The organism is Dolichospermum sp. FACHB-1091, from assembly GCF_014697585.1.
Lineage (GTDB): Bacteria > Cyanobacteriota > Cyanobacteriia > Cyanobacteriales > Nostocaceae > Dolichospermum.
In genome coordinates, this window is the sequence record NZ_JACJSB010000050.1 from 1 (window position 1) to 17232 (window position 17232).

General features: G+C 35.5%; 21 protein-coding genes. 2 read left to right on the forward strand and 19 right to left on the reverse strand.

Features of this window, described 5'->3' with window-relative positions:
• Window positions 1–140: 140 nt before the first annotated feature.
• The 4 genes from H6G25_RS20385 to H6G25_RS20400 form a co-directional block, all read right to left on the reverse strand.
• Entirely contained in the window at window positions 141–950 is an 810-nt protein-coding gene (locus H6G25_RS20385) for a nucleotidyltransferase domain-containing protein (RefSeq protein ID WP_190394053.1), read from the reverse strand.
• 38 nt (window positions 951–988) lie between these two features.
• Window positions 989–1453 carry a hypothetical protein gene (locus tag H6G25_RS20390; RefSeq protein WP_190394054.1) on the reverse strand — a complete coding sequence of 155 codons (465 nt, stop codon included), beginning with the start codon at window positions 1451–1453 and terminating at the stop codon, window positions 989–991.
• Window positions 1435–1788, reverse strand: coding sequence for a nucleotidyltransferase domain-containing protein (locus tag H6G25_RS20395; protein WP_190394055.1), 354 nt, complete (start codon window positions 1786–1788; stop codon window positions 1435–1437). The genes H6G25_RS20390 and H6G25_RS20395 overlap by 19 nt, the downstream gene beginning before the upstream one ends.
• A 141-nt stretch (window positions 1789–1929) precedes the next feature.
• On the reverse strand, window positions 1930–2781 hold the full coding sequence (locus H6G25_RS20400; protein WP_190394056.1) for a Uma2 family endonuclease: 852 nt from the start codon (window positions 2779–2781) through the stop codon (window positions 1930–1932).
• 213 nt (window positions 2782–2994) lie between these two features.
• On the opposite strand from H6G25_RS20400, the gene H6G25_RS20405 reads away from it, so the two are divergent.
• Complete coding sequence (locus H6G25_RS20405) at window positions 2995–3585, forward strand: Uma2 family endonuclease (RefSeq protein ID WP_190394057.1); 591 nt, start codon at window positions 2995–2997, stop codon at window positions 3583–3585.
• Between the two features lie 299 nt (window positions 3586–3884).
• On the opposite strand, the gene H6G25_RS20410 is transcribed toward H6G25_RS20405, so the two are convergent.
• The 12 genes from H6G25_RS20410 to H6G25_RS20470 all read right to left on the reverse strand — a co-directional run bounded on the left by H6G25_RS20410 (window position 3885) and on the right by H6G25_RS20470 (window position 14761).
• Window positions 3885–4631 carry a Uma2 family endonuclease gene (locus H6G25_RS20410; RefSeq protein WP_190394058.1) on the reverse strand — a complete coding sequence of 249 codons (747 nt, stop codon included), beginning with the start codon at window positions 4629–4631 and terminating at the stop codon, window positions 3885–3887.
• A 274-nt stretch (window positions 4632–4905) separates the two neighbouring features.
• Window positions 4906–5352 carry a DUF29 domain-containing protein gene (locus H6G25_RS20415; protein WP_190394059.1) on the reverse strand — a complete coding sequence of 149 codons (447 nt, stop codon included), beginning with the start codon at window positions 5350–5352 and terminating at the stop codon, window positions 4906–4908.
• A 208-nt stretch (window positions 5353–5560) separates the two neighbouring features.
• Complete coding sequence (locus H6G25_RS20420; protein ID WP_190394060.1) at window positions 5561–6757, reverse strand: glycosyltransferase; 1197 nt, start codon at window positions 6755–6757, stop codon at window positions 5561–5563.
• Window positions 6758–6798: 41 nt separating this feature from the next.
• Window positions 6799–7326, reverse strand: coding sequence for a hypothetical protein (locus H6G25_RS20425; RefSeq protein ID WP_190394061.1), 528 nt, complete (start codon window positions 7324–7326; stop codon window positions 6799–6801).
• 604 nt (window positions 7327–7930) lie between these two features.
• Window positions 7931–9082, reverse strand: coding sequence for a glycosyltransferase (locus tag H6G25_RS20435; protein ID WP_190394062.1), 1152 nt, complete (start codon window positions 9080–9082; stop codon window positions 7931–7933).
• Window positions 9083–9096: 14 nt separating this feature from the next.
• Complete coding sequence (locus tag H6G25_RS20440; RefSeq protein WP_199319821.1) at window positions 9097–10188, reverse strand: hypothetical protein; 1092 nt, start codon at window positions 10186–10188, stop codon at window positions 9097–9099.
• A gap of 188 nt (window positions 10189–10376) precedes the next feature.
• Window positions 10377–11606 carry a glycosyltransferase family 4 protein gene (locus tag H6G25_RS20445; RefSeq protein ID WP_242035048.1) on the reverse strand — a complete coding sequence of 410 codons (1230 nt, stop codon included), beginning with the start codon at window positions 11604–11606 and terminating at the stop codon, window positions 10377–10379.
• Entirely contained in the window at window positions 11603–12532 is a 930-nt protein-coding gene (locus tag H6G25_RS20450) for a class I SAM-dependent methyltransferase (protein ID WP_190394064.1), read from the reverse strand. The genes H6G25_RS20445 and H6G25_RS20450 overlap by 4 nt, the downstream gene beginning before the upstream one ends.
• 127 nt (window positions 12533–12659) lie before the next feature.
• Window positions 12660–13265 carry a class I SAM-dependent methyltransferase gene (locus H6G25_RS20455; protein WP_190394065.1) on the reverse strand — a complete coding sequence of 202 codons (606 nt, stop codon included), beginning with the start codon at window positions 13263–13265 and terminating at the stop codon, window positions 12660–12662.
• 45 nt (window positions 13266–13310) lie between these two features.
• Window positions 13311–14207, reverse strand: a complete 897-nt coding sequence (locus H6G25_RS20460; RefSeq protein ID WP_190394066.1) for a glycosyltransferase — start codon at window positions 14205–14207, stop codon at window positions 13311–13313.
• Between the two features lie 70 nt (window positions 14208–14277).
• The gene (locus H6G25_RS20465) at window positions 14278–14493 is read right to left on the reverse strand and encodes a hypothetical protein (RefSeq protein ID WP_190394073.1); all 216 of its coding nucleotides are present in this window, start codon (window positions 14491–14493) and stop codon (window positions 14278–14280) included.
• Between the two features lie 28 nt (window positions 14494–14521).
• Window positions 14522–14761 (reverse strand): PIN domain-containing protein, encoded by a 240-nt coding sequence (locus tag H6G25_RS20470; RefSeq protein WP_190394067.1) that lies wholly within the window; start codon window positions 14759–14761, stop codon window positions 14522–14524.
• 196 nt (window positions 14762–14957) lie between these two features.
• Here H6G25_RS20470 and H6G25_RS21595 point away from each other — a divergent pair, with 196 nt between their 5' ends.
• Window positions 14958–15080: a hypothetical protein gene (locus H6G25_RS21595; RefSeq protein ID WP_277881764.1), complete on the forward strand. Its 123-nt coding sequence runs from the start codon at window positions 14958–14960 to the stop codon at window positions 15078–15080.
• Between the two features lie 18 nt (window positions 15081–15098).
• Here H6G25_RS21595 and H6G25_RS20475 read toward each other — a convergent pair whose 3' ends face one another.
• The 3 genes from H6G25_RS20475 to H6G25_RS20485 all read right to left on the reverse strand — a co-directional run bounded on the left by H6G25_RS20475 (window position 15099) and on the right by H6G25_RS20485 (window position 17120).
• Entirely contained in the window at window positions 15099–15638 is a 540-nt protein-coding gene (locus H6G25_RS20475; protein WP_190394068.1) for a DapH/DapD/GlmU-related protein, read from the reverse strand.
• Window positions 15639–15685: 47 nt separating this feature from the next.
• Window positions 15686–16318: a GDSL-type esterase/lipase family protein gene (locus H6G25_RS20480; RefSeq protein WP_190394069.1), complete on the reverse strand. Its 633-nt coding sequence runs from the start codon at window positions 16316–16318 to the stop codon at window positions 15686–15688.
• 235 nt (window positions 16319–16553) lie between these two features.
• Window positions 16554–17120: a class I SAM-dependent methyltransferase gene (locus H6G25_RS20485; protein ID WP_190394070.1), complete on the reverse strand. Its 567-nt coding sequence runs from the start codon at window positions 17118–17120 to the stop codon at window positions 16554–16556.
• Window positions 17121–17232: the final 112 nt, after the last annotated feature.

Consider the following 17232-nt stretch of genomic DNA (forward strand, 5'->3'; position numbering starts at 1 on the left):
AAGCTATTTAACATAATTGAAAAATTGAAACATTAGTGATCTCTTTTTGATTTTATCAAGAAAAGATCACTATTCTTTTCTTCTTTACCTCGGAGAATGAAAACCCCCTGCTTTTGCCAGGGGGGACTAAGGGGGGTAACTTACAAGTCTTTTACTTGAGATTCTAGCCATTGAATAAAAAGAGCGATCGCTGCTTGGATTTTTGCTATAATTACTTCTGTTTGCTTGGCTAATTCTAATACTCTTTCTTTTCGCAGTTGTAGATTATAATTGTGCCGTGCTAAATGTCTAAACTTGCGATAATCATTTAATTGTAATAATAGTGAACCTTGCCATAAAGGAGGACGATTTTCTCCACCAATTTCTGCCATTTGTAACAATAGTTGTTCGTGCCAATTTTCTGTTTTTGGCATTCCCCCATCTAGGGTAACAGCCACCCTTTCGCTAATTCGCTCACAAGCTGTGTAAAAATCACAAATATAGCTGGATAATGTGGGAGTGATAAAGATTTCTGGGACATTATCACTTTGCTCTAAAGCAGTTTTCATAGCTTGAAAATTCTGCTCTAAAGCTATCATCTCATCTTCAATGCGAGTTTTTAGGGCTAAATATTTATTAGTAGGCATAGGTTTTTCTTTGAGAATGCGAGAACGGACAAAATCTGGAATTTCTTCTAATGCTACTAAATCTATTTTTAACCAATTAGGTGTGATTTTTTCCAGAAGAGAATAGGCTTCCCATTGTTGTTTTTCCGACATTCCTCTCACAGCCAAATCTAAATCAGATTGCCAATGCCAAGGACTTTCTCCTGATAAAGAACCAAATAATATTACCTCTTTAGCTCCATTTTCTAAGAGAATTTGCTGACATTTTGCGGCCGTTTGTAATGCCTCTTGTTTTCTTTCTTCTAGAGTTTGATTGATATTTTCTGTATAAATGTTTTCTATCATTGTGCTTAGTGCTGATGAGTTTATCTTTTTTCTGTTGACTAGTTGATTTTTTCCAGGAAAAGTTCAATATCTTTTTCAAGATTTGGTAATAATGCTAATGCTTTAAATAAATTGATTTTTAGTTGCTCATATTCTATTTCTACCCCATAAGCATGACGAAAGAAATGGCGAAATCCTCTTAAACTATTTAAAATCTCGTAGGTTGACGGAGAAATTAAAAAAGGACGAACTTCGGGAATATTTTGGCTCATTCTTCTGAGTAATGCACTGTGCCACTGGGCAGTATCGGTAATATTATTTTCAAAATAGGAGGCTACTATTTTTAGTAGATCTTCGGTTGCACCATATAAGTTATGAATTTGGTAAGCGATACTTTCTAATAAAACTGGATTATCAGAGGTTAAATTTTCAGAACGTTCAACCAATTTTTGGTTAATAGCAGTAATCACCGCTAATTGATATTTGACATCCGTTTGGAAGATAATTAGGGTGTTTTTTTCCATAATATTCCTGTTTGCCGAATGCGATCGCTAAAATGACAATCATTCAATCTGATAATATCTACATCCCTTTCTAAATAGGTTGACAGGAAGCTAATAGCTAAACAATATTTTTCTGGATTGATATTTTCTACTGCGACATCAACATCTGAATTTTGCCGAAATTTACCAACACGGGTTACAGAACCGAAAATGTAGGCTTTATCTATGCCAAATTCTGGCGAAAATTCATCTAACCATTGTTTTGTCTTGACAATTAGATCTTTGCGTTCTTGTTCTAACTTATAACGGCGCTCTTGGATAATATCATCTAATTTTGGACTGTGCCACTGTTTCATATATTTTTAAGCAAATTCGGCTGTAAATTTTTGTCGTTTTGGACTACCTCCTAAAGCCAATTATAGCTTGGGGATGGGGTGCTTGGTCATAGGCACCCACAATAACATACCTGCGGAAATGCTTTTTTGGGTTAATTTTCTTTAAATATCATCTAAATTCACTCCCAAAGCTCTCAGTTTCTCAGCTAGTTTGTCTGCTCGTTGTTTTTCCTGTTCTGCTCGTTGTTTTTCCTGTTCTGCTCGTTGTTTTTCCTGTTCTGCCCGTTCAGCAAAGGTAGGAATCCAATCACCATCTTGATTATACCAACGTAGCCACAAACCTTCTGTACCTTGATATTTTCCCGCCCAAACTCCTACTCCTAATTCCAATTCAGGAAACCAGAATTTTGGTTCTGTCAGTTCCACTGCTTGATATTTTATCCCCAGTAGTTGAAATACTCGCAGACGATTTTCATATCTATCGAAAATAACATAGTAGGGCGATCGCAAATACTGTTCATAAGCTTGCCATTTTGTTGGTGGTTTAGTCGCACTTCTTGATGTTTTTCCTAAGTCTTCTGCTTCCGTACCCCGTGATAATAATTCTACTATTAAAAATGGAGCTAATCCTTCTTGCCAAATTACATAACTCCAGCGCATATCTTCTTGTTTTTCAGCAGCAGGCACTCCTAACACTAAAAACCAATCTGGTCTTTTATACCATGCAAAATGTCGCACATCATAGTATAAGTTTAAATCCGTACCAATGAACATTTCCTCTTTGGGATAAAGGGGAGATTGGCAGGTTTCCCGTAATAATTGCGGTTGAAAGTCATGAAATTCGTCTGGCAACCCTGGCTCCTCTGGATTTTCACTAGGTAAATCATACATCGTTGGCAATGTTTCCCAGGGTGGACGCGGATGAATTGTGGAGTCTAATTCATCAATATCCTCACTGGGTAAATCATACATGGTGGGCAGGTTTTTTTGCGGAGGTGCTTCACTTTGATACATGATGACTATCTCCTGTGTTTCATTACCTGGAATGTTCTATAAATTATAACTTTGAATGATCTTTTCGTAAACGGAGATCATCTTTGATGCTACTTTACATTTTTTTACAGACTTTGGTTTTATTGTGTTCACCTACTGACAATTTAATTTATGATAATATAGTTTTTTGTACCATTAACCACGACAAAAGTGAGAATCTTGAGGTGATAAAATATGATTGCTGCCCCCGATTTTTACATCACACCAGAAGAATATTTAGCACTCGAAGAAAACAGCACAGTTAAACATGAATATATTGATGGATATATTTATGCAATGGCTGGCGCATTTGATTCTCATGTTACTATAGCTTTAAATATAGCCTCTTTAATTCGTAATCATCTTCGAGGTTATGGTTGTCGGGTATATATTGCTGATATCAAAGCCAGAATAGAATCCTTAAATAGATTTTACTATCCTGATGTGATGGTAACTTGTGATTCAAGAGATCAAGAAACTCCAGGTTATAAAAGATTTCCTTGTTTAATAATTGAGGTTTTATCTAATTCTACTGAAGGATTTGATAGAGGTGATAAATTTGCTGATTATCAAATGTTGGAAACTTTGCAAGAATACGTTTTAATTAATACGAAAAAACCTAGAGTTGAATGTTTTAGACGCAATGAAGAGGGACTTTGGACTTTACAATCTTATATAGGAGAACAAACATCATTTCAATTACCAACTATCAATTTTATTGGTAAAATGACGGAACTTTATGAAGATGTAAACTTTCTTCCCCTTTCACAACAACGTGAATCATAAGAATAATCCAAGTTTACAAATAAATCAGGAATGGTGATCACAAAAATGTTTAGATTTATTAGATGCTTATAGATTTTAAAAACGCCTAAGTAGTTTAATACAATTAAACCAAAAGGCGACTATTCAAATTTTGCTACAATAATCCCCAAGCCGTCCTAAATAGGTGAACGGAAAAAACCGACACAAGTAACGAAAAGTTTTGACATCGGTTTGGACGATAATTAGGGTGTTTTTTCCATAATATTCTTGTTTGCCGAATGCGATCGCCAAGCAGAAATCCTTTCTTCGGTTAATTTTCTTTAAATTTCATCTAAATTCACCCCCAAAGCCCGCAGTTTTTCTGCTAGTTTGTCTGCTCGTTGTTTTTCCTGTTCTGCTCGTTGTTTTTCCTGTTCTGCTCGTTGTTTTTCCTGTTCTGCTCGTTGTTTTTCCTGTTCTGCTCGTTGTTTTTCCTGTTCTGCTCGTTTTTTCTCCTGTTCAAGGCTTTTGCGTAGTTCTAACGGAGATAAGAAGAGATTGCCTTGATGATCATAAATATTTAGAGTTGACGCTGTTAGTTCAAACCGAATACCCAAACGAGGACTCAGCCAATGATCCATGTTTTCAATGGATATGAGTTCTTCGTTGGCTCTGGTAAAACCCATCAACTCATTAGAGTCTGGGTTATATATGTAGTATTCTTCCACATCATAGCGGTTATAGAATAACAATTTACGGCTCATTTCTTTGAGGGTATTGCCTGGAGACAAAATCTCAAACACTACTTGAGGGGCAATATTATCTTCTTGCCATTGCCGGTATGACCCCCGATCGCCTTTGGGTCGGCCAAAGACCACGAGGACATCGGGAGCGACACGAATATCGGGACGACCTTCAACGGGATACCACAGCAGATCTCCTGCCACAAAAACGGTATCGTCATTGGCAAAGAGGGAGTCGAGATTTTCTTTAATCAGGACAATCCAGCGAAATTGCTTGGTGTTATCTGCCATGGGCTGACCATCACTGTCGGGATAGATTATGGTTTTGTCTAGAGCTACAGTCATTGTTTTTGCCTCCCTCTACTTAATAGTTAAGTTATTAATATTCAATTCCTTCCATATACTAGGTAATTGGTAATAAAAACTCTGGTTTCATCCTGTTCATCCTTTAATCCTGGACATCCTGATAGCGAAGTGTGGCGTTAGCCATTTCTGAAAATTTACCTAACTAGCAACTTACATTAATATAAACTGCCGGGCGCGATAGCGAAGCGCGACCTAGGAATCGCCCATTTTTGAGAAGCATTATTATAGAAATTTCACAGGGACATCACTAATTTTAATCGGGAAGAAATTCTGGATCAAGTAGATCATCGGCAGAAAACGGACAACTTTCAGGAAAAAGATCAGCAGGTAATTCACTTTTTTTGATAACCTGTCTTCTGGCTTTAACATAAATTTCTGCAATTTCTTGCAAGAAATAGTTATACAACGTTTTAGACTTTAACAATAACTCAAGCTCAAATCGAAAGTTATCAATTTCATTTTGGCAACCTTTGGCACAGTATTCTTTTTCAGAGTTCCAATACTTATACAACAATAAGTGAATGAGCAATTGACGCAGGTAACTGTCAACTTTCCGCCTTTGTTCATTACCCAAACTGAGAATTTCCTCCTTTAAATGTAAAAAATCCAATTCCTCAATGCGATTATTTTCTAGTAATTTATAGGTTTCTTCCAGCCAAAGGAAATAATCTTGTTCGTAAAGAGCATTAATGGTGTTCATGAAAGCACCTAAGTATTGTTTACTCTGTTATAGTATTATAGCTGCGATAGCGAAGCGCGACCTAGGAATCGCCCTATCGCTCCAAATCCTTTTTTCAATAGTCGACAACCCAGAGCGATCGCTTTTTAAGCTGTACTGCATTTAATGGCGTTGCTGAAACTAAGTATGAATTTGGGTGTAGAGACGTTCCTCATGTAGGGATTCTCATCTATAAATGTTTATTACCTTGAATGATCTTTTCATAAACAGAGATCATCTTTAATGCCACTTGATCCCATGTATAATTATCTAATATAAACTGCCGAGCGCGATAGCGAAGCGCTCCGTAGGAATCGCCCATATTCTTGGCCTTTTGATCATCTTCTAGAAGTTGAATTATAGCCTTAGCTATACTACCAACATCAATATTCACAATTATAGCAGCTTCAGCTTCACCCGCTTCGGGAAAATTACAACCAGTGGTAATGACACAGGGTAAAGCCGCAGCCATTCCTTCTAATACTGACATACTAAAGCCTTCAGAATAGGAAGGGGCAACATATATTGTCGCTGCTGCTAAGGCTGCATACTTGATATCACCTGTTAACATTCCCGTAAAGGTGACAGCATGGTGACAACCTGCTTTGATAAAGTAGCTTTCAGCAGTGGGTAAAAATCCGGTGTTATCAGGACCTGCAATAATTAAATGAGTATCAGGAAATTTTTGATATGCTTGAGCAAAAGCTGGTGCTAATAGATCTAATCCTTTTTTAGGATCAATGCGTCCTAAAAATATAATTAATCTTTTATTTTTAGTTTCTGGAAATTGATGATAAAAAATTTCTGGGTCGGGAAGAGAGGCAAAATCTTCTCTATGAATTCCGTTGGGAACAATCACTACAGGTGGCTTTAAATCGAGGTTTTTGATTCCTTCTGCTTCTGTGGAGGCTAACATTTGTATAGCACTAGCCTTTTGTAAAGCAGGTTTTTCTAAAAAAGTAAAATAAAGTTTTTTTTTCCAATTTTTATAGGCTAAAGCCCATGGTTCTAGCATTCCATGAGGTGTAGCAATATAAGGAATTTTGCGTAATTGGCACATCCAATATGTTACCAGAACAGGATAGGAAAAAACAGCATGAGTATGAACTAAATTATAATTAGATACATTTGCAAATAACCATTGACTCATTGACCAGGTGAACTTATAGTCTAAGGAGTTTAAATAGGAAAAATATCTGACTCTATAATGGTTTTGTATAATCCACTCATTGAGATTCACATCCAAATTTATTTCTCCATTGGCGTTAGTAGCTACGACATCAACACTAATACCTAATTTACCAATAGATTCGGCTAACTCAAGAACAACCTTAGATGGTCCACCATAAACATTCCCCAAAGCGGGTATAACAATTAAAATTTTCATAAACATTGATATCTAATGATAACTAAATATAATATACCATATTATATTTTTTTGCCTTGAAAAATGTTAACAGTAACCCAACTTATAAAAAATCCAGACACAGAGAAAAGTAATAGACTTAAAATAGATACTTGATTCATAAAATTCGGATAAATTTTAGAGATTAATAATTGAGAAAAATTAATTATTAAATGATGAATAAGATAAATTCCAAATGAGGCTTCACTTAAATTCAAAACAATCCTTTTCAGGAAAATATTTTCCGGTAAAAATGAAAAATTCAACGCTAAAATTAAAAACAGACAGCCCAATATAGGTTCATTGATAAATGATGGGATTAAGGTTCTTCCAACTATAATAACAATTAAAAACCAGGAAATTAATAATGGATATAAATATTTTTGAATATGAGAATAAAATATATGCTTATATGGATAGGTGTGAATCATTCTGGCAAAAAATATATATGGAAGACAGATAATAATAAACCAACCTTGTATTAATAATAACTTTAATATTGGTTGCAGTGCTGAAACTTGCAAGGAATAAAATACATCATAAAATGTCACCCGTTTCATGCTAAAGTTAGTACAAGCTTGTAAAGCTATATTGTAAATAGTTAGACTGATCAAAAATAATAGGCATGAAAATTTAAAGTTTGTTCTAAACTTTTTAATTGCTATCTCAAATAAATTTCCTATAAATAATAGGGGTAAAAAATATATAAAAAATATAAATGCACAGCAGATGAACCAAAAAATATTATAGACAATGGATCTTGAAATAAACTTGTTAAATCTGCATTTCTAGCAGAAATTAACTCTTTAATTATCCTAGAGACAAGATATATTAGACTCCAGATTAAGTAAGGAATAATCAATCTATTCCATCTTGAATAAATGAGATCAAATAACTTATATTCTTTTTTTTGGTTAGAGATTAAATAGAAAGAAGCAGCCAGGAAAAAAGGTAAAGCAAATCTAAAAATATTTGGTAATTCAATAGCTAAATTATCTGATAGCTAAATTATCTGATGGTGTTGCATAACCTCCAGCATGAATAACCACAATTCCATAAGTCGAGATGATTCTAAATCTGTCCCCCAATCTCTTGAGTTATTTTTCATATATTTTAATAATAAAAAACAGAATTAAAAATTGTTTTATCAAGAAATCAATGCTGTGGTAAAGTCCTTTTAATTGCTTGAATTAGTCCTTGGGCAAAATAGTCAGGGGAGAATTTTTGAATGTGTGCTAAAGCCGCATTACCAATGGAATGTAAATCAATGTCTTCCGAACTTATTTTCAGCATTAGGTTAGTTAGCTGTTGAGTATTTTCAGGATCAAAACCAAACCCATTCACACCTTCTATAATTAGATCTTCATAACAGCCACAACGATTGGAAATCAACACTGGTAAACCTGCTGCCATAGCTTCATTGACTACTAAACCCCATTGTTCCTGTACACTAGCATGAATAAAGCATTTTGCATAAGCAAAATAAGGTAAAAGTTGATCCTGTTGTAAAAAACCAGGAAGATGAACCGAATCTTGGATTTGTAGTTGGTTAATAAGTTCCTCAATTTGTAACCGTAGTTCACCATCACCACAAAGAACTAAATCCCAAGCACTAGTAGCCACTAATTGACGATAGTTAGCATAAGCTGAAAGGAGAAATGGTAAATTCTTTTTAGTGACAAATCTATTAATAGCTAAAAAGAATGGTTTATCTAATGGACAAGATAAGGATTTAATCTGATCAGGATGGAAAACATCATTACCTACCACATCGTAACCTAAAAAAATAGCATCTGAAGGCATTCCTAATTTGATTAAATAACGTTTTTGGGGTTGTCCTCCTACTAAAGCCGCTTTATATCTGGTAATGATGAATTTTTTAATCTTTTCTTTCCACAAAGAACGAGGTTCATCGTTTTCTGTTGTTTCCGATAAAAGAATAGCCGTTTTTCTATGCCAAATACACCATAATAAAGCAACAAGCATAGCAGGACGGGCATAACCAGAAATTGCTATAGCATCTGGGTTAGTTTGATTTAAAAGGGAGATTAATTTGCCGAATAAATCAGTTGGTTTTGATTTTTCTAGTGGACAATCATTAATGACTGAGATAATTTCACAGGGAAACTGTTCGGCTTGTGTTTGCCAGGGATATTCTTCTTCTGAACGGGCCAATTGAATGCCAAAAACATTCCATCCTCTAGACTTACAAGCGTGATAGGTGGACGCAACTCTGGCAATATGATAGGGACCATAATTAGCAAATAAAATTGCTATTTGAGATGAAGGATGTAAAGATTTGATCATTAGAATTTTTAATCTTAAAAATCTGAAATTATTCGCCTTTTAGAAGTAAACCGGGCATAATAAGCGACTAAACTGATTATAATCACCTGAAAGATGAATTCTTGCAAAAAACGCTCTGTTCCATGGGTAATAGATACCATAGCTGGACTAATTAAACCGATCATTAAAAGAGTAGCTGTAATACTTCTATGGTAGACCGAAGATACCCATAAGGTTTTAAATAAATTTCCTATTACTGCAAATATCAAAGATCCAAAATAACCAAATTGCAAATAAGAATCACCAATTCCAGTCCAGGTTGTCCCCACCGTGAATACGTAACCATAGCTACGTATAAGAAGCTCTCTGTTTAAACTGAATTGTATTGAATTCTTAAAATCATATCCTAGTATCTGACCCGGAATATACTGAAATATAAAAGCATTCCAATATCCCGCTCCATATTCATACTTGTTGGACAATGTAGCTGCATCCATTGCTAGCGCTGCATTCCTTAACTCTAGAATTTTCCCTGATTGTAATGAATTAAAGGACAAGTCAGCAATAATTTTTAAAGTTTCCCAATCTTGTTGAAATACTAATGTCCAGAAATTACCTCGGAGTCCTGCTAACATAGGGATAACATAAACACCAGCAATAATACCTATAATTACAACCCATCGGGGAGGCGCTAACTTTAGTCTAAACCAAATACAAAAACCAATAATAATTAAAAAGGTCATTGTTGGCTGTCTTCTCCCATTCAGAACAGTTTGGATAATGGGAAATGCTGCAATGACAGTTCCAGCAATATTAATCGCAGACGGTTTTTGTAAAAGTTGCAGTAAGAAAATAGCAAAGCCGACGTAAATAACCGCAGCAAAAGTCACAAAAATTGTAATTGAACCAGTCCATGGTTGTGCTTTTTGAAAGTTCCTGGCTTCCGCATGAGTTAGTATACTGAAAACACAACCCATAGCTGTTAAAAAAATACCCGCATTTAACAGCTTCTTTTCGTCCAAATGGTTCTGAAATTTATATAATAATTTCCGATTGGGAGCAAAATTATATCCGACGCAGCACATAATAAGACAAAGACAAGTCATGATCAAGACTTGAACTATCATCTGTGGAGTAACTGGACCTGGGTTATTAATTAGGGCTGTAACCTGGGGTAAAATAAACATGATTATGATAGCGGCCATAAAAAATGGAAATTGGTAAATACGTTCCACTTTAATCATTGTCCAAATCACAATCATCAAACAAATTCCTATTAAAATGTAGTGAAAAAGTTCAACCATTTGATTTATTTTTATATTTTAGCTATAATTTTTATTAATCTTTTTTGATAACCATCTAAGGTAAATTCTTTAGCCCTTTGTCGAGCATTTTTAGACATCTCACTGCGTAACTCAGGGTTAGTCGCTAATAATTCTAACTTATCAGCGATCGCTTCGTAATTACCCACTGAAACAATAAATCCTTCTATACCATCTCTAACTACACTACCAGCATTGGCTGTACAAATTACGGGCAGTCCCGCTGCTAGTGCTTCATATATAACTGTTGCTGAACCTTCGCAAATGGAAGGAAGCAGAAAAACGTCCGCCCAAGTATAGTGGTTAAATATTTCCGATCTGGGAACAGCATCTAATAATTCCATGTTATCTGCTAAAACAGACTTTATACCTGGTTTAATACTGGTCAACGAACCTACCATGCGAAATATTGCCAATTTTTGTAGTTTTTGTGCCGCTGCTAAAACATAAGGTGATCCTTTTCTTAATCCTACTCCACCAATGGTTAAAACACGCAAATTTCCTCTATGAGGAGGTTTTTTTGGCAGTGAAAAACGCCAATCTACACCGTATGGTAATATTTGACACTTTTCAGCTTGACCTCCACAGGTAACAATTCCATCCCTAACAAATTCTGAGCCGCAAAGAATCATATCGGCTTTCGACCATTCTTCTTTTTCCCTGTTGGATAATTCTACCAAAAAACCATCTTCCTGTGGAGGAAACTCCCAATCAGGGAAAGTCTCATGCTCTTGTTGTAAGAGTTGATACTCTATGAATTTCGGGGCAATTGTTTGTTCTGTAACTGCTTTTATCCCTTGTTTTTGGGCATTTTCTAATAGTTCTAAACCTGCTGTGTTAAAAGTATATATTCCGGATGCTTCTCCTAATCCTTGGTTTAATATCAGTTTACCAAAGGTTTTACCAGCCCATAAAAAGGCCTGAGTAGTTTCTGAGGGGGATTTTGAGTGACGTAGTTTTTGGGCATACTCAAAGCCAAAACTATTAAAAGCTGTGATCTTTTCATTTGGTATCCCCTCAGGAACTCGTCCCATAAGTCGTTTGAGGCTGGAGGGTTGTAAGGACTGGGGAATTATTTGCAGCAGCTTTGGCCAACCCTTAACAGCACAAATATCTGTGTATAAATGTTTAAGTAAATTTTCTTGATGCAAGATGCGGGGAACGGCATAGTGCATTCGCGCTCCTAGTAGCGCTACTAACCACTGTTGTGAAGTTTCTTTCATTGAGCCTTTTTTAACCAAAAACAAGCTTGATCCCCATCTTGAGCTTTATTTAGCTTGATAGAACTTTGATCAAACTCTTTGAGTTGCGTTGGGGAGAATATTTGCTGATCACTACTGTAAAAATCTAACCCACGTTGACATTTTTCGCTTCCTGTAATCTGAAAACGATTGGAATCAAAAATAACTTCTTCAACTATTAATCCTGCGCGAACTGCTAATTCTTGCATACCTTTAACGGATGGTATAAAAAGATGGCGTGGTGCATCTAATTGTACCCAATGTGATCCATAAGTCCGAAATGCCCAAGTTCCCGCTACAGGAGTACGAATTAAGCATATACCTTGGGGTTTTAATAATCTAGCTATCTGTTGCAAAGCAGATAGAGGATCTGGCATATGTTCTAAGGAATGGTGAGCCATAATTAGATCATATTCCCCTACCGTTTCTGCTAAATTTTGTTTTAACAGTTGTATTTCTCTATCATGGTTAGATTTTTCCATAAATGGATCAATACCTGTTAATTTGCAAAATCCACAGTCTCGCAAGTGTTTAAGCAGTGTTCCACTACCACAACCGACATCAAGAATAGCGGAATTTTTGGATATACTAGCATAAGTTATCCAATCCACAAAGTAGGTTTTACCCAGGATTTGATTCATCAACCAACCCACAGGACTGAATTTTCCCAGAGATTGTTTTGCTCTTTCAATTCTTTGCCATTGTTTAATAGAAGATTCTGCCTTTCTCTGTAGAGAATAGTAGTTCTCAGGATAATAGTCGGCTAAATTTTCTACAGGATTGAGGATCTGAATGCTACCACACTGAGAACATTCTCTGTATTGATGCTGATCATTAATTCCTATCATAAACTCACGCACTGTAAAAGTGCTAAAGTTCTCGCTTTCGTTACAGGCTAGGCAAGACATAGAAGGTTTATTTTAATTCATTAGATAGTAATTTAGGAAATAACTAATTTTAACAAAATAGCTATTTTTCTTTTTAAGGACGCAAATAGTCTTGCGAAGAGCCGATTAAGCTGATAATCAATGCGCTTTAATGGGGGGGTGAAGCTATAAAATTATTTGCAAAATAGGCAGATTCACGTTTCCCTGTTATGATTGACCATAGTTTATAGTTATCAAGCGCAGAGGAAACTTGAGGATTTTGTGATGGTTTAATAGCTTTGATAAAAACACCAGGTTCACTCTGGTCGCTTTCTAAAGCAATAATATCAAAATCGGCAAAAATCCGTTGCATATCCTTAACTTCAAATCTCCAATAATCATTGGGAAATCCATGATAAGGAAACCCTATAGAACGGGTAGTTAATAATATTACTCCATTGGGGGACACAATTTTTTTGAGATTATTAATAACGGTGATCCAATCAGCAATATGTTCTAAAACTTCAGTGCTGACAACAAAGTCAAATTTATTTTCACCAAAATGCTTAACTAAATCTTCAGCCCTTAAAACAATATCAACTCCTGGAGCTTCTTGAATATCAACTCCAATGTACTCTATGGGAGAAAGATTCTCTAGGTAAGAACGTAGTCCACCATTCAAATTTGCCGAACCTACCTCAAGAATTTTTTTACCGCTAACTTCATTAGGTTTAATTACCCGTTGATAAAATTCAATACAGGATTTATTACACATACATCTCACCAAATAGAGGAATTTATTTGAAAAAGAAAAACTACATTATTGCAAAAAATCTGGATGAGTTACAAAGCTATGAACAAGGAATCGCTTAAATATTTCTTTGAGGTTTTTAATTTTTAATGGGGACTGGGAAATAGTTTTCTCTGGTGCAGATAAGTTAACAATCAGAGTTTGCAGTCTTTGATCGATTTGGCTTTGCAAAGCTGGGGTTAATTCATCATTCATCGCTAAATAATTTAGCATTTCAATGGCATGATTTTTCCATCTTTCTGGATTAGAGTGGGATGAATTTGTATCATGATAACGATAATATCCTAAAGGCTGACGCGATAGGCGAATCTGTGACTTCAGACCTGCCTCCAAAGCCCAATACCAATCTGTAGCTAGTCCGGCTGCTGTCGGTAAATGGTCAAGTTGCTGGAGAAATTCACAATTCCAAACACAAGTAGATAGGATATAAGTACAGCTTTGAATAAAGTGAGTAAAGCCGTTGGGTGGTTCTAAGAGACGAGTGGGATAACTTAATCCAAAACGACTTTGAGGTTGAAGGTTAGCATCACAGGAAAACCCCCCAAATGCTAACATTGATACTTGAGGGGTTTTTGCTAATTCACGGGTGGCAATTTGTACGAAGTTTGGGTGGAGAGCATCATCACAGGAAAGGAAAACTGCGTGAGTACCAGCAGCGGACATAGATAAGTAACGATAGTGATCTCCTATGCCTAACCTTTGGGGTGGGGAAATGATTTTTACATGAGGATAATTGGTATATTCTGTGAGTATATCAGCAGTGCGATCGCCTGAACCATCATCTGATAGTAAAATTTCATAAGGAGATTGAGTTTGTTGGAGGCAGGAGGCGATGGTGGTGCGAATAAATTTTTCGGCGTTGTAAGTGGGAATACAGATGCTTATTCTCAGTGAGTTATTGTTCATTGTAAATTGTAAAAATTTTGTTAAGTTTTCAATCAAAACATCAACAATAGTTGTATCAAAAATAGTTTTATCAAAGTAACCAAGGAAAGTAATTTAATTCATAAGTAAAATCCTGTGATCTTTCCCCTATGACTCTAGCTGGATTACCAGCAACGATACAATAGGGATCAATAGAACGTGATACTACTGCACCAGCGCCCACTACTACTCCATCTCCTAAAGTCACACCAGGTAAGATAATAGCTCTATAAGCAATCCAAACGCGATCGCTTTTTATGTATGATATGTCTACTTTGAGGAAACTTTTGGTGACATTACCAGATTACTTGTAGATAACCCCACTGTTTAATTTTGTCATCTTTGGAAATTAACTGTGCTTTGTGAACTAAACTACTGGCTACAATCAATCGATCTGCTGGATCACCATGAAAATTCCCTGGTAATCTAGTTGACAGCACCGCAATTTCTGGTGTTAAAGCTAACAGTTGAATTTTTGGATGTTGAAGTCTCAACATCCCACGTTTCATCAATGGGGCTAATAATATCTTTTTCATATATGATACTATTCTTTAGTGGGTTATTTACGAACCAGCTAATTTCATTGTTAGCCACAGGTATGGGATGTTTAAGTGCCATCACAATACGATACACTACGTTAATGGTAAAATCATCAATGTAATCAAGTTCAAGTTTGAGTTTTTCTCGATCAGTGATCATTTTTTTATGCTCATTAGTATCGGTTGGTAGCTCATGTTAACTATTTTTGAGTTACGGTATTTAATTATTTTAGCTGGATTGCCAACAGCGATCGCTCTCTCTGGTACATCTTTAGTTACTACACTACCTGCACCAACAATGGTTAATCAACAGTAAACTAAAAACTAACAAAAATTAAAGTAACCAAGGAAAGTAATTTAATTTATAAGTAAGATCCTGTGATCTTTCCCCTATGACTCTAGCTGGATTACCAGCAACGATACAATAGGGATCAACAGAACGTGATACTACTGCACCAGCACCTACCACTACTCCATCTCCTAAAGTAACACCAGGTAAGATAATAGCTCTATAAGCAATCCAAACGCGATCGCCTATAATCACATCTCCTCCTCTATCAGCAAACTCTGCGGACTGAGGATCATGACCTAATGTGAGTATACTGGCTTCCGGTCCAATAGAAACATCATTACCTGTTTTAATTTGGTAATGCCGCCCATCAAATAAGCAGCCAAAGTTAATTACATTGCGATCGCCTAAATGTACTTTTCTCCCATTAAGAAAACGACATCCCATTTGTACAGAAGTTCCATTCCCTAATGTTCCTAGATAAGCCTTGAGATATGCTAGGCGAGCTTTATGACATGGTAAGTTACTTAAAATATGATTATAGCTATAGCTAAGAACGCTACCTGCAATAATTCTCAGATTCATAATGATTCATATTACTTTAATTTTTTTGAATATTACATTAATCAATTTTATTGACTAACAGCCGCATGAATTTTTTTAGTCCATAATTTGTATGTAATTTCTGAGAAATGAACACCATCAGAAAAATATTGATTGCGATCATGATTTAAACTTTCTTGAGATAAAAGAATCTCATTAAGATCAATAAATTTATATCCATTGCTTATCACAAGTTCTTTGAGAAATTTATTAATTTTAATAATGCGTTGATCATAACGCTTATCTGCCATAATTGGTACACTAGTTATAACTAATTTAGCTGTGCTTTTCTGTTTAGCTTGTTCTATGATGATTCTCCAATCTTGTTTAATGTCTTCATCTGAAAGTCTCTGATCAAATATATCGTTAGTTCCAGCCATAATTAATATGTAACGTGGCTTGAGTTTGATAGCCTTATCCAATAAAAGACCTACTTGCCTAGTTGTGTACCCATTATTACTCAGATTAACTGTTGAAAAGGGTAATATACCTAATCTTAATCCCCAATTTCTTCCACCTCCAGTGATAGAATCACCAAGAAAAACATAATCAGGTTTTCTGAAATGGGAAACTTTTGATGTAATTTGTTCAAGAGTGGCAAATCTATAAAATTCAGATTGAATAATTAGTATAAACGATGGAAAAGTTGTGATTAAATACATGGTAATCAATATGTATTTGCACCATTTATATGCCTGTTGCGGGAGAGGTAAGAATTTATACTTTATACAATTCCGTTTACTCAGCATTACTCATTCCTCCTCAAAATCTCCTACAAAATTTAAGTACACTTGAGCATCTTGAATTAATTTGTGGGTTAATTGACTCAATTAACCGTTTTATGATCCTTCAATATTTAAGCAGATGTTACGATTACAAGATGTAACATTCTTAATATTAGAAGTTGGCTAGTGATATTCCATAGGGTCTATCTACTTTTCCTATTAAACGGAATCCTGTCAATTGAACTCTTCCAAGTTGCCGAGCTAGGTAATATTTAAAGGATCTCTGACTTGGTAGTCGGTATGGAGTTAGATCTATTTCTTCTATAGCTGTGGGAAGATTGCTACGAAGAAAGGCAATCACCTTAGCAACATGGGGATCTGAACTATCATCTAGTAACATTACACCTCCAGTGCGAAGTAAGCGTAATGTAAAGTACGCATCTAAAAAAGCGTCCTCAAACAGATGAGAACCATCAATATAAATTAAGTCATATTTTTTACCTTGTTGCATTAATTGAGGAAGAACGTAGCAAGAAGGCTCATAATAAATCTGTAGATATTTATCTAAATTAGCATTTTGAATGCTGATAACACCACAATCATCATAGTGCTTAATTTGGAATGGATCGATAGCAATATGTTCAGATTCTTCCAGCTTCAAATTTGAATGCGTTGCACAAAAAACAAGTGTTGAAGCTCCATATGCCATTCCAATTTCTAGAGTATGAGTTGTTTTCATCTGCTATATAAAACCTAGACAAAACTAGACTTTACTTTCTACTTCAACGGGAGCATGGGAGCAGTTATCCCTCGGTAGACTTTCACGCTTTAGCCAAACGCGATAAATTAAT

Bases quoted from the DNA above. Each gene is read 5' to 3' on its own strand.
- H6G25_RS20385 (WP_190394053.1), bottom strand. From the start codon at position 950: ATGATAGAAAACATTTATACAGAAAATATCAATCAAACTCTAGAAGAA.
- H6G25_RS20440 (WP_199319821.1), bottom strand. From the start codon at position 10,188: ATGATAGTTCAAGTCTTGATCATGACTTGTCTTTGTCTTATTATGTGC.
- H6G25_RS20455 (WP_190394065.1), bottom strand. From the start codon at position 13,265: ATGTGTAATAAATCCTGTATTGAATTTTATCAACGGGTAATTAAACCT.
- H6G25_RS20390 (WP_190394054.1), bottom strand. From the start codon at position 1,453: ATGGAAAAAAACACCCTAATTATCTTCCAAACGGATGTCAAATATCAA.
- H6G25_RS20485 (WP_190394070.1), bottom strand. From the start codon at position 17,120: ATGAAAACAACTCATACTCTAGAAATTGGAATGGCATATGGAGCTTCA.
- H6G25_RS20445 (WP_242035048.1), bottom strand. From the start codon at position 11,606: ATGAAAGAAACTTCACAACAGTGGTTAGTAGCGCTACTAGGAGCGCGA.
- H6G25_RS20410 (WP_190394058.1), bottom strand. From the start codon at position 4,631: ATGACTGTAGCTCTAGACAAAACCATAATCTATCCCGACAGTGATGGT.
- H6G25_RS20475 (WP_190394068.1), bottom strand. From the start codon at position 15,638: ATGAATCTGAGAATTATTGCAGGTAGCGTTCTTAGCTATAGCTATAAT.
- H6G25_RS20470 (WP_190394067.1), bottom strand. From the start codon at position 14,761: ATGAAAAAGATATTATTAGCCCCATTGATGAAACGTGGGATGTTGAGA.
- H6G25_RS20395 (WP_190394055.1), bottom strand. From the start codon at position 1,788: ATGAAACAGTGGCACAGTCCAAAATTAGATGATATTATCCAAGAGCGC.
- H6G25_RS20450 (WP_190394064.1), bottom strand. From the start codon at position 12,532: ATGTCTTGCCTAGCCTGTAACGAAAGCGAGAACTTTAGCACTTTTACA.
- H6G25_RS20415 (WP_190394059.1), bottom strand. From the start codon at position 5,352: ATGAACACCATTAATGCTCTTTACGAACAAGATTATTTCCTTTGGCTG.
- H6G25_RS20460 (WP_190394066.1), bottom strand. From the start codon at position 14,207: ATGAACAATAACTCACTGAGAATAAGCATCTGTATTCCCACTTACAAC.
- H6G25_RS20420 (WP_190394060.1), bottom strand. From the start codon at position 6,757: ATGAAAATTTTAATTGTTATACCCGCTTTGGGGAATGTTTATGGTGGA.
- H6G25_RS20405 (WP_190394057.1), top strand. From the start codon at position 2,995: ATGATTGCTGCCCCCGATTTTTACATCACACCAGAAGAATATTTAGCA.
- H6G25_RS20435 (WP_190394062.1), bottom strand. From the start codon at position 9,082: ATGATCAAATCTTTACATCCTTCATCTCAAATAGCAATTTTATTTGCT.
- H6G25_RS20400 (WP_190394056.1), bottom strand. From the start codon at position 2,781: ATGTATCAAAGTGAAGCACCTCCGCAAAAAAACCTGCCCACCATGTAT.
- H6G25_RS20480 (WP_190394069.1), bottom strand. From the start codon at position 16,318: ATGTATTTAATCACAACTTTTCCATCGTTTATACTAATTATTCAATCT.
- H6G25_RS21595 (WP_277881764.1), top strand. From the start codon at position 14,958: ATGTTAACTATTTTTGAGTTACGGTATTTAATTATTTTAGCTGGATTG.